Raw genomic sequence first — 12020 nt, 5'->3', positions numbered from 1 at the left:
CAATTCCCTCGAGGAATGGCGCAAACAGACTCAGCAGTACGTCACTGTCCTTTCCGCCGCTGTACATGAGCGCAACCCGGTTGTGCCGTAGGAGGCAGGAGTAGTCTGGAAGCGGTGGCGCGTTGGTCATGGTCGCGGTCACAGCAAACCGCCGGGCGGGATATACTGGTTCATCAGGCGAAGCAGGTTTTCGGAGCTGCCCGGCACGTCCGCGCTGGGCTTCCATTGCGGCTGATGCGACATGCCGGGCCGTGTAATGTTGTCGATCACCTGCACGATAGGGTCCGCCTGCCCCATGGCTCGCGGTATCCCTTTGGCGCCGAGAAGACGTGCCCCACCCGCAATCAAGTCCACGGGCATGCCCATCAAGGCCGACAGCGCTTTACGATTCGGCGTTAAGTTGTTCGCGTAGGTGCCCAGCCTCTCAGGCGACATCCACCCCATCGGCGTGGGGATCTTGAAGCCCGGATCAGACGGCGGGGCGATGCTGAAGCCGGGCTTGGCATTCGCGTCGCCCGACCCCATCCAGAATGGCGACGATGCGATCGGCCGCGGCTTTCTCGGGCCAGGAGCGTCGATGTCGTAATTCAGCGGCGGCATAGCAGCAAGCACATCATCGGTTTGCTCAGCAGCGAATGCTGCAAGCCCACCTGTGCGGCCGGTTGGATGCGAAACGCCCGTTACTGCCCCGGCGACGGCGATGCCTCTGTGGCGCAGAGGCCAAGTCGCGTGCGAGTCGCGACTGAAAGCAGTACGTTAACACAATCTTCAACGACCTTCTAGCTTCCGTTATGTCCAGACGTCGGGCCGATGTGGTGCTTAGACAGGTAGTTCGCCGTGATGCTATTTTGGCCGGTGGGGAGATCGAGCGAGATGTACCAGCCCAAAGTCACCGTGAAGTCGGCCGCAGAAGTGAAGGCGATCCTCGGCGCGGACTTTCCAAGCCAGGTGGCAAAGGTCATCGACCACATTGATTCTCATTGTCGTACCTGGATCGAACGATGCCCCTTTGTCGTGATCTCGAGTATCAACGCAGCGGGTGCAATGGATGTTTCACCGAAGGGTGATCCGCCCGGTTTTGTCAAAGTGCTCGACACGCATACGCTCGCGGTACCGGATCGACTCGGAAATCACCGCCGCGACACGTTTTTGAACGTGCTTGAAAATCCAAATGTGGGATTGCTTTTCATAGTGCCGAGGCGGCGCGAAGTTGTGCGCGTCAGCGGCACGGCGCAAGTGGTGCGGGATTCGGAGTTGCTCGAAAGCATGGAGATCAACGGTAAGCTGCCGGACCTCGCCTTACTCGTCCGTGTGCGGGAAGCATTCTTCCATTGTGGGAAGTCCATGATCCGCTCCCGAATGTGGGAGCCCGACAGATGGGATCCTATCGATGGACTACCTACCTACGCACAAGCGCTCAAGGATCACGCCAACCTATCGGGTCCGGTGTCGGACATCGAACTCGGGGTAGCGCGCAACGAAACTGAGCGGCTCTATTGACGTCACCCGCGCCCATTGATCGCTTTCAGTGTGACTAAAGTTACAGAGGCGGAGGTACGAATCCGGTAAGTGGCGGGAATGATCGACCTGTACTTCTGGATGGCGGCCCTCGCCTTCGTGGTCGTCGCGACGCTGTCGGCCGTAGCCAGCACTAGCGCCTCATCGGTCACGAGATCTATCGCCTGCACGACGGTCAATAGCAGCATGGCCTTTGCGACGGTGTCGGCGTTGCTGGCGGTTTGGTTTCTGATTCATCCGCCGGTCTAGCGCTGAGCTGACTCAAGAGTCTCTCGTGAGTGACCGCGATACCAAAATGTGGATTTTATGCAGCGTCCGCGCAAGGGGAGGATGCGATGGGTATCAAAATAGGTAGTGACCCCGCCGGCTACTACGATTCGGTGGGAAGCAACTTACACAAGATCAATCGCAACCGGGTCGGCACCCTGCTCATAGACAGGATTCAGCACCACAAGAGGATCGTTTGGATCTACCCGATGGATGCAGGCATGGCCGCGACGATCGGCGCCGACAATGCGAGCACTAGTCCCCGAGAGGCAGAAGACAGTGCACCAAAGGGAGCTTCGAATCGACAACAGCCCTACTGGTACAGGGGCAACGCGGACAATCCGGCCACGCGCGACGACGAGCGCGATGACATGGTGCCCCGGGGGTTGGTCGGAACTGGGAAGGGAAGTGATGTAATCATCAACTTCAGTCCCGAAAACATCAAAGCAAAGAAGGTTTTCGACAGAAGTCCCGATACCGTCCTTTTCCATGAACTCGTTCACACGTTCCGGATATTCCAGGGCCTGCGCAATCCCGTCCCGACAGAGAATATCAAATGGATGAACGAGGAAGAGTGGTTGGCAGTTGTTATAACAAACGTCTACATGTCTGCCGCTGGCAGCACCCGACTGCGGGGTGGGTATGGTGACTACGACCAACGACTAGAAGCACCTGAGGACACGTCCTCTGGCTTCTTGACGAGTGAGAACCTCAAAATCTTCGATAAACTCTCTCCTTTCTGGGGGCCGGTGTTTTCCGATCTAGCCTTTGTAATCGTGGCTCGGTTCAATCCATTCCGTGAGTATCTAAGGCTTCGAATGTAGCATTGCGACGTGCGCGGTCCACGGCATAGTCATATGTGCGGCATACTGCGCCAGGAGGGCGTAAAGACCAACCTTGTCGAGACGATAAAGGAGACGATCAAATCACAGGTCGCTCTGAGCCAGTTGAAGGCCAGCACCACAATCGTCGAGAGGGTCAAGTCAGAACTCGCTCAACGCGACTGGGCTGCGCGCGAATGGGCGAACTTGCGACGGGTGAAGCTGGAGGAACTGGTGGGCAAGGCGAGCGAGTGCCGCGAATACTTGATCGAGCACATGCGCGCAGCCCAAGAACGCCAGGAACTGCCAAAGGGCGATCCGATCAATGACCTGTAGACGGTTGCGCGACTCTATTTCCCAGAACTGAAGGACGAGACGAAGGCGCTCATTGACCTGCATGCATCGGCTCCGAGTCTTTGAGGGACAGAAGACCAGGAAGTCGGGAACAAATACAAGTCTAAGTACGCTGGAGAGTGGGCCTTCTCGTCCGAGAAAGATCTGCCGGCAGTTTCGAAAAAGCTGACGATGGCGGCGCGCGAACTCTTGGAGAAGATCATGGGCGTGCGGGCGCGGTAGCCGTGCCGCGTTGGCCCTATTCTACGGCCACTGAAGTCGTCAACGCCCTACGCGCCCGCGACCGCCCAGACATCGAGGGTGGCGGCGCCTTCTCTGATCTTCTTCACGGGGACATACTCCGGCGACCCCCAAAAGGCGTGAATCGCATCCATCGAGGGAAATTCGAAGATCACCATCCTGCGTCCGTCGTGCCGGCCTTCCAAAGCTTCCACGGCGGCGCCCCGGACAATGAATCTTCCACCAAATCTCGCAATCAGCGGCACGACCGCGTCCCGGTTACTTCTGGTACTGAGCCTCATCGCTAATGGTGCTCTGGACGATCAGGTATGCCGCCACGTGTGATGCCTCCCCTTCTCTAATTCCCGCTATTGGATGGTAGCCCCCAGGCGTGGTCAAGGGCATCGTCGGCAAGCGACCGATCTATCGGCAGATTAACGAGCGGGTCGAAGCCCCCTGAGATGGAATGCTAAGGTTCCCTGGTGTCTGGGCGGGCTTGGACATGTCGGGACCGCCTACTGTCGAGCAAGCTATATCGCTCTACGCTTCACTTATGGAGGGACGCCAACCAAAGGGCATCGGCGGCGGCGTAGTCTGGGATATTCGCCGCCTTGACATCGCCTTCGACGCCCAGACGTGGGCGGCAGTGACGGTAACCCCCTGGGCCTGAAGGCGATCATGGCCGCCGTCAAGATTGCGACCGAGTTCCGATACCTGCTGAGAGACCGGGACCGGCGTGGCAACCCGCGCGTCCACTATCGGCCGCCAGTGGGCAAGATGATTCGCCTGCGGGCAACAATTGGCACCCAAGCGTTCGTAGATGAGTATCGCCGCGCGGAGGGCGGTGTGCCCCCCTGTCTCCTCCAAGTCCGCTAGCGCAGTGCCAGCGGCAAAGGACTCTCTGAGGTCATTGATCGAGGGCTACATCGAAGCGCCAACTACCGAACCCTAAGCCAGAGCACCCAACGCGCTCGGCGGTGAATTCTCGACCATGTCTGCGAGAGTGTCATCGCGACACCGGCCGGGCTACGCCGTCGTGCCAGTTCATCTACCTCGTCACGGAATTTGGGAAGGCCTTCACCGTGGCCGGCTTCGGGAACAAGTTCCGAGACTGGTGCAACGAGGCCGGTCTCAGCCATTGCACTGCCCGTGGCTGCCGGAAGGCAGGCGCTAAGATGGCGGCCGAGAGCGGAGCGACGGCGCACCAGTTCATGGCGATCTTCGGAAGACCCTGCGCCAGGCCGAGGTCTAGCAACGCCAATCGCACACTACTCGCGGAGCAAGCCATGCACCTGCTGGTGCCGCGCGAGAAGAACAAATCGGGGGCCTGAATTGTCGCACTTTTCGATTCCGTCGGATGAGTGCGACAAAAATGGGAGATAACCCATTGAATTCGTTGCAACTGGAAATGCGATGGTGCCCCGAGACAGTATGGTTGCTGGATGACAGCCTGCCCAGCAGGCAGCCGACGCCGATCACAGAGATGCGGCGTTGGTGTGGCCGGCCACCTCGGAGGCGTAGTTAGGCCGTCCGATCTTCGAATGTCGTCGAAGGCGCGGGCCGATATCGCTCGACCATGAACCGACGCATTCCCTCCTCGGTGATCTCCAAGGTTCCCCTGGTGTTAACCTTGGCTAGGCCAATGCGGACCAAGAGTTGCCCGTAATCTTCCTCGATGTATTGCGGCAGGTGCCACCACAAGTAGCTGAGGGCGCGAACATCGTAAGCGTTCATAGGAGCGTCTGGGCTGCACCGATTCGGCATTCAAGTATCCTAAGGCAGCGAAGGCTCGTGCAGGTATCGACGGCCCCGCATAGCCAGTCACAACTACGCGGGGCCTAACCAATCGCTGCCAAGGCTGATTGGGGTAACAGCGAGGGCTACGCGAAGCGTACCCTGAGCATGAGCCAAGTCGGTCGGAGCAAGGGAGCTACCAACAACGCGCCCAGGAGCCGTCCATGCGGAGATGCTCTAAAGGGGAGTGAGCGACCCGAGGAAGACCGAGGTCAAGGACGGTTGGCTCTACTTGGTCCTGGACACGATAACGGTGGCGCTGTTGCTCTTCGCAGCATACTGGTTGGCGTTACTAGTCCTGTGATCACCGAAACTGGTGGTCGCTACGAAGCTCGCGAACCGTCCGCAAGCCTTCGCGCACCGTCCTTCTCCAAGGTACCCCCGCCGTTATCCCTAGCGAGCCCGATACGGACCAAGAGGTTTCCGCGCGTGTCGCGTCGAGACTGCGACAGTTACGCACTCGAATTGTCCTTAGGCAGCGAGAACCTCTCGCGCATAGGCACCAAAGGGCGAGGTACTATGCGGGGTAGCCACTCGCCTTGGGTCTTACGTGGGGCGCAGCGAGGGCCGCCAACAGCGTAACCCAAGCACGAGCAACGCTACGATGGGACCTAGCAGGCTACCTCCGCTGCGCCGGAGAGCCCTTTAGGCAGTGATACTGAAAGAGGCTATAAGCTTATCGTATGGCAATCGCCCGCATAGTTGCTGTGGCCTTGGGAGCGCTAACCTTTGCCCTGGTTGGCATTGCAGCGAGCTGGTTAATTTACCTGGGTCTGTGACGGTATTCGATCGAAATAAAGAACCTCACGACACAAGCCTACCGCTTTTGTAGCCTACCTGTGGGTCAGCACGGTCCGTCAAGGGGAGAGTGGACTTGGGCTGGAGGCACAGCGCGCCGTCGTCGGAGCGTTCGCCCGCCACCATGGCGAGGCCATTTTGGCGTCGAGGTCGAGACGCGACCAGAGGCGCCCTGTCCGCTTTGCCCACGGACAATGCCATCGTCATCACGAAGTGGGTCAGCTAAAGCCCGCGTTCGATGCGGTCGGTTGTATGTCGGCGAATCCCCGGATGTGTATGATCTGAGCAGGCTAGCAGAGTTCGGCGTGGGGGGTGCTGACATGGCTTCCGGCGAATCTTTTGGGTACATCGCATCGGCCCTCGTGTTCGCAACGTTCTACATGCGAACCATGCTGCCTCTGCGAATCGTTGCCATCGCCAGCAACGTCGCCTTCATAACCTACGCCGCAATCGATGGGCTGACACCGATCCTGATCCTTCACGGCGCGTTGCTGCCCCTGAACTTGCTACGCCTTCTGCAGATCCGCGACCTCACCGTTCAGGTCGAAAAGGCAGCAACACACGAGTTCTCGGCTCGAGCCATTCTGCCGTTCATGCGGCGACGCAACCTGCGCGCCAGCGAAACTCTTTTTTCTGCGAACGATGTCGCCGAAGAACTTTACTATATCGTGGAAGGCGAGCTGTTCATCCCGGAGCTTCAGCAGGCAGTCGGCCCCGGCTCCTTCCTTGGAGAGATTGCCCTGTTCTCCAGCTCTGGTCGACGAACCGCCACGGCGATTGCCAGCACCGATTGCACCGTCATGTCGTTGGGCAAGAAGGCGGTCTTCGCTGCCTTGCTGCACAGCCCGCAACTCGGCATTCACCTGCTCAGGGTGATCACCGTTCGAATGCTGGAGAACGCCGGCAATCGAGACCAGCAATTGATACCGGCCGAAGCCTCCGGACCAACGCGAGAGCCCGACGGGCTTCTCGACAGGTTTGGACGAAAGACCACGATAGCGGCCCTAGTCATGCTCGGGCTCATTCCTGTAGTCGTGGCCATCTACCAGCCTCTGTACATCGTTCTGGACCGGGATGCGGCGGTCACATCTTGGCTCAACGAAGCGACAGCGCCCATTGCCGGAACAATCGAGGGATTCGAGACGCGCATTGGTCAGCAAGTCGACCAGACAGGCGTCGTCGCCACTCTTGCCGATCGAAGTGCGGATCGCAGCGGTGTCATCAAGGCCGAGAGCCACGAACGCCGGGCCGAAGCACGGCTTGCCCAGGTCAAGCAATACCAAGATAAAGTGACCCGGCTGGCCAAGGAATGGTCGGAGCGGCGGGCCCGCTACGCTGATGGCTTTCGCCGCGACCTGGATCTGGATGTCCAGGATCTGGAGCACGGGCTGTCGCTTCTGAAGGAGCGGGTCGAGCTCGCGGAAGCATCTGCCCGAAGGCGGCGATCGCTTCGCGTCACAGGCACAGCTTCACAGGCCGACGAAGACGTTGCTACATCCAGCCACCGCGAGCTGCAGGTGTCGCTCACGCAAATGGAGAAAGCGCTGGAGCGTGTACGCGAGCGGCGGCGGCTGGCGGACCAGGGCGTCTTCCTACAGCAGGATGGGAAGGTGCCGGAGTGGTCATGGCGTAGCATCGACGAGATCGAGCTGGAGGCGGCGCGAGCAAACAGGGCCGTATCGGACGCCGAGGAAGAGCTGAATACGGCGGGCTCCACGCTTGCTGAAGAACGCAAGAATCTGCGCATGGTCTCGACGGCGTCCATCCACGTCCCTCCGTCGATGACGATCTGGTCCACCGCGATCGGCAACAACTCCGCCGTCAAGCAGGGAGACCGGCTCTTCTCGTGGATCGACTGCAGGGTGCTGTTGGTCGATGTGCCGGTCACGGAAACGCTCGCAGCGCTGCTCCGCGAGGGAATGCGCGCCACCGTGCTGCTGGATGGCGATCCCACGAGCTACGGGGCGACGGTCTTGCAGACGCGAGGAGCGTCCTCTCGGATTGGGCGTTCGGAGTTGGCAGGCGTCTCGCCGGGACACAAGAACTGGACCGCGCAAGCCCTCGTATCGATCAAGGCGGGCGAAGCGAGCCTGCAGTGCCCGATAGGTCGGCGTGCGTTCGTCAGCTTCCCCGATATCCGATTGGTTCAGTATCTCAGGGCGTACATGCCTGGCTGGTGAAGGCCAGGTCGCACTGATTGTGACGAAAGCCCGTGCTTAGCGTGAGCTCGCCACGCGCGATTGTAGCTTATGAGTTGGGTTGGATTGAGGCTGGCGGCCATCCGCCAGCGGCTTGCCGGAGTGCAAAAGCGAGAGGATTGCTTTCCCGATTTCATCACCGTCCATCGAGCGGTCAGAGTAAGAGCCTGGTAGTTGGCTCTGGCCATCCGCCCTCGGGATGATCTTCGCCAGTGCAACGCTGGCGCAGGAGGCGCCACTCATAATCTCAGTGGCAATGACGTTAGCGTCATCGCCCCACTCACCAACACTATTCTGCCAGCGACAATCCCAGTTGGATCGGTTGCTTTGGCCGCGGCCGTGCGAGGCGACCAATCAATGGTCTATGTTTCGAACGGTGGCGACAACACGGTTTCAGTCATCGACACTTCGACAAACACGGTGATAGCCACCATCCCAGTAGGCGTTCCACCCACACTCATCGCGCTCACCCCTGACAATACACGCGCTTACGTGGCGAACGAGGGCAGTAACGACTTTACGCCCATCAACACCGCCACCAACACGCTGATCACCACGATCTCTGTCGGGCCTCGCGCTACCGGCGTAGCCGTCACTCCTGACGGCACGCACGTTCTTGCGACCAATACGGACAGCAACACAGTTTCCGTGATCAGCACGGCAACCAACACGGTCGTGGGCACGATACCCGTCGGAACTGCTCCTCAAGGCGTAACGGTCACGCCTGACGGAACCCGCGTCTATGTCACCAATGGTCTGAGCAGCGACGTGACCGTCATCGCCACGGCGGCGGCCTTCGCCGGCGCGCCGGCCAACGCCTTCACGGTGTACGGCGCGACGCCGCAGCGCGATGCGGCGGCGATCGGCTTCCAGGCCAGCACCAACGTTGCCACCGCCGCGTAGCTCTACTTCCGCTACGACGGCGACATTGGCTCGGGCACCGACAACCACGCCCTCAATGTCGGTCTGCGCATCTCATGGTAGACACCTGAGCCCGGATGAAGAGCTGGCGGAATTGGCCATCCGCAACCCTTGCTCTCCTGCTTCATTTGATGAGCATCGGGAAAGGAGCTGCCCCATGCGTTTCGCTCTGCCGCTGCTTGCCGCTTTGATCGTTCTTCCTGCCACGGGGTGCCTTGGCGAAGGATCGGGCGGTGACCAATCAGGAGCGACCAAAACTCGAAGCGGTCACCCTGTCTGACGCCATGCTGTTAGCGGCGCTAGCGGGCGCAAAGGCGCTGTCTTACCGCAAGCTGTTGATGGGTGTGCGGTATATATAGTCCACGATGACTGGTGACGAACTGCTGGCGGTCTGCGCCAGATCAGGGCGTATCACGAACAGCGGCCTGTCGGGCCGCTTGCGCTGGTGGGTACTGCTGAACAGATCGTAAAGTTTGCCCCCTATTGCGCGCACTACTGCCAACCGGCCACCAAGGTGTTCAACAGCCTACACGCGAAGCTGGCTGGACCTACAGAGAAGATAGCAAGTTCGACTGTCAGCAAGCGCGGACCCTACTCGGCTGCCCTGAGGCTGGCGCCAATTGGCTGCGGCACACCTTTCACCTGAAGCCCAAGAAACCGAGTATCGCGAGAACGATGACGACTAGTCCCACTATCCAAATGACGTTGTTCATGATCCGGTCCTCGCGGCAGCAAATCCTGGAAAGTGCCAGCCTTTAGTGAGCTGCCGGCACTCGGACAGAACCTGAATGCACCTTGCAGCTTTAACGGCGCCTCCCTTTTTTGTTCCGCGTGCGCTAAAACCTTGTGCTCCACCGCCCATTGTGGAAACGACATCTCGGCCGCCGAAGTGGATCAAGCCGCAGCTCAGGCTCCTTGTTGGCGACGCGCCGACGGTTTGCGGCTGGTTGCCGTGGAAATTAAACGCTGCTTCATCCGCAGCACGCTGACCAGCTCCAAAGCTTGAAGCAATTCCTCAGCCTTTGGCCGGGGAGCGATGCCGACCGGCGGTTGCTGTCGGACACCGAGCAGGACCGCGAACCGTACATTGCGTCGGGCACTCTGTTCGCGGCCCGCCGAAAGCTCACAAAGGGCAGCGTAGAGCCATCCTGCCTCCCAGGCTGTAGGCTGGCGATTGACCAACATGATGGAGGCGATGACCGTTCGGAAAGAGGCGGTAGCCGTCATCTGCGGTTCGGCGCCAGGGCCGACCCCGCAATAGAACGCTGACAAATCGCGTCGCCCGCCCCAGAACTTCCCGCCCAGTCGCGCCCCATCTCGAGAGTCAGCTCCCGCTGAGGTATGCCCGCAGCGCGCGCAACGGGGATGGTGCCGTTCAGAACGCTGTCGATGGACGCAGAGCGCTCAATTGAAGTGGGGCTTTGGGCAACTGCTTGTATCTCTGAGCTCCGAGCGGCGTTAGCCGAAACCCGTCTCGGAAGCGCTCCATCAGAGCAAGTTGGACGAGACGGCGTGCCATTTTCGGGTCGATGCTGATCGACTGGCTTGCAATCTGGCGTAACGCAACCTCTTCCGCTGCCGTCAGAGCCGGCGTGTCCATAGTGGCTCCCTCACTCAGTGCGTGAGCGGGAGCGCGGGACACTCTTGGATCAGATGTCGCTGACTCTCAGCCGTCGACGCTCAGGGTAATGAGTCGACGATATCTCATTCTGGCACGTTCCCCACCTTCACTTATGTTCACATTTGACGAGGTCATGCACTCATCACGGGACGAGCGATTTCGCCACTGCGCGTAGATCGCCCCGCTGATCGCGTTGTATCGATCTACAAAGAGGAGGTGGCGCGCTGATAGCCGGAATTGGTTAGTCTAATCATGCCTGCCCGTGGACCGTCTTCTATCCAGCCCTGCTCTAGCGCGTAGTCGCGCCCTGCAAAGAACAGATCCATGTCCGCTACCGACCGGGCTTGCAATTCAGAGATAGGTTTCTTGAACCAGCCGATCATAGCGACATCACCTTCCGTACACCGTCGCTCGTGTACGCAATAGTTGAGTATCCAGTCGGCCATTTCGTGATCGTTCATGAGTATGCCCTCGCTCATCAAAGAAGCCGTGCTCTCGCCGCTAGTCACCTTCTTGGCGCGCCGATCCAGGTCCACCGCCAGAGCCTCAAGCTCCTCAGCTTAGCGCAGTAGCCGGTCCACATAGGTTGCCACGGTGAGCGTACCGGCGAGCCGCCTTGCCCCTTTTGGCGCGGTCCCGGGCAGCGATAGCCTGATTTCTTAGCGTGTCCGCCATCGGGCTTCCTGAGAACCCAATGCGCGGCATAGTCGTCAAGTTGCCGAGCTGTGAGCAATTTTGAACATCGCGCGGCCACGCGCGGTACTTGTGTCAAAGCGTACAGCGTCAGGCTTCATAGGTCTCTACGCTTTGCGGCCACTAGCTAGCTGCTCCTCCGCCCCAGGACCAAACTGAGGCAGGGCCGCGGAGGGTCGGTTCATTCCTGAGCCACGCACTTCTTGCGCCCTCAATCCGAGCTCCGGGTCGTCAATGCCCAACGAGACAGAAGCAATGGCACTTACGCTGATACGTCCTGCTTAGTCCGGCCTTTGCACTAGGAAACGCCACAACGGGCCGCTCATTCGAGGCGGAGGGCGGCGTGGTCCCCCCCGCGCTCGCCCTCCCGGCTGCGCTCACACCCAATGCGCAGGCGGGGCTGCCTCCTCATGGGTGGCTGCCTTGCTCGGCCTCCAGGCGTGCCTGGCCGGCTTGGGAAAGCTTCAGTTCCTCGCCCTCGGCAATAGCCAGTCCCATCGACAGAACCATGTTCCGAAGGGTGCGACAGCTCGCGCTTCAGATTCTGCTTCAGTGTCTGCAGGGTGACGACTTCCTGGGGGGCCGTGCGGTGCCTTTGGACTGCGATTCATCGCCATCTTCGCTGTTGATGACCGCAGCCTACAGCGCGAAAATTACCCCGCTTGTTCATTGTTGAACTGTACCGCATTGAACGCCCCGTCATTCTCCCGCCACGTCAACACTCGGGAGAAACAGAGCGCCCCCAAGCGACAAACTGTACCCACGGACCCGAATCACGAAGACTAGAATCAAGAATCTTGAGAGCACCATGGCCAA

At 59.8% G+C, this 12020-nt stretch carries 10 protein-coding genes; 6 read left to right on the top strand and 4 right to left on the bottom strand.

What is annotated here, in order from left to right; translation table 11 throughout:
• Positions 1-138 precede the first annotated feature (138 nt).
• The gene (locus RSO01_RS43335) at positions 139-600 is read right to left on the bottom strand and encodes a hypothetical protein (protein ID WP_147156824.1); all 462 of its coding nucleotides are present in this window, start codon (positions 598-600) and stop codon (positions 139-141) included.
• Positions 601-873: 273 nt separating this feature from the next.
• Here RSO01_RS43335 and RSO01_RS43330 point away from each other — a divergent pair, with 273 nt between their 5' ends.
• From RSO01_RS43330 to RSO01_RS43315, 4 genes are all read left to right on the top strand, one after another.
• The gene (locus RSO01_RS43330; protein ID WP_147156823.1) at positions 874-1500 is read left to right on the top strand and encodes an MSMEG_1061 family FMN-dependent PPOX-type flavoprotein; all 627 of its coding nucleotides are present in this window, start codon (positions 874-876) and stop codon (positions 1498-1500) included.
• Between the two features lie 78 nt (positions 1501-1578).
• Positions 1579-1767, top strand: a complete 189-nt coding sequence (locus RSO01_RS43325) for a hypothetical protein (protein ID WP_147156822.1) — start codon at positions 1579-1581, stop codon at positions 1765-1767.
• An 86-nt stretch (positions 1768-1853) separates the two neighbouring features.
• Positions 1854-2609, top strand: coding sequence for a M91 family zinc metallopeptidase (locus RSO01_RS43320; protein WP_147156821.1), 756 nt, complete (start codon positions 1854-1856; stop codon positions 2607-2609).
• Positions 2610-2642: 33 nt separating this feature from the next.
• The gene (locus RSO01_RS43315; RefSeq protein ID WP_147156820.1) at positions 2643-2942 is read left to right on the top strand and encodes a hypothetical protein; all 300 of its coding nucleotides are present in this window, start codon (positions 2643-2645) and stop codon (positions 2940-2942) included.
• A 287-nt stretch (positions 2943-3229) separates the two neighbouring features.
• Here RSO01_RS43315 and RSO01_RS48055 read toward each other — a convergent pair whose 3' ends face one another.
• Positions 3230-3481 (bottom strand): DUF1330 domain-containing protein, encoded by a 252-nt coding sequence (locus RSO01_RS48055; protein ID WP_246159209.1) that lies wholly within the window; start codon positions 3479-3481, stop codon positions 3230-3232.
• Positions 3482-6091: 2610 nt separating this feature from the next.
• On the opposite strand from RSO01_RS48055, the gene RSO01_RS43295 reads away from it, so the two are divergent.
• A complete protein-coding gene (locus RSO01_RS43295) occupies positions 6092-7951 on the top strand; it encodes a cyclic nucleotide-binding domain-containing protein (protein WP_170303804.1) in 1860 nt (619 codons plus the stop codon).
• Positions 7952-8326: 375 nt separating this feature from the next.
• Positions 8327-8872: a YncE family protein gene (locus RSO01_RS43290; RefSeq protein WP_147156818.1), complete on the top strand. Its 546-nt coding sequence runs from the start codon at positions 8327-8329 to the stop codon at positions 8870-8872.
• 924 nt (positions 8873-9796) lie between these two features.
• Here RSO01_RS43290 and RSO01_RS43285 read toward each other — a convergent pair.
• Both RSO01_RS43285 and RSO01_RS43280 read right to left on the bottom strand, forming a co-directional pair.
• Positions 9797-10075 (bottom strand): hypothetical protein, encoded by a 279-nt coding sequence (locus RSO01_RS43285; protein ID WP_170303803.1) that lies wholly within the window; start codon positions 10073-10075, stop codon positions 9797-9799.
• 639 nt (positions 10076-10714) lie between these two features.
• Positions 10715-11047, bottom strand: coding sequence for a hypothetical protein (locus RSO01_RS43280; RefSeq protein ID WP_170303802.1), 333 nt, complete (start codon positions 11045-11047; stop codon positions 10715-10717).
• Positions 11048-12020: the final 973 nt, after the last annotated feature.

The sequence above is a fragment of the Reyranella soli genome (assembly GCF_007992495.1).
In the GTDB taxonomy this organism is placed as follows: domain Bacteria; phylum Pseudomonadota; class Alphaproteobacteria; order Reyranellales; family Reyranellaceae; genus Reyranella; species Reyranella soli.
The sequence above is the reverse complement of the archived record's forward strand: the minus strand, read 5'-3'. Positions and strand labels throughout refer to the sequence as shown.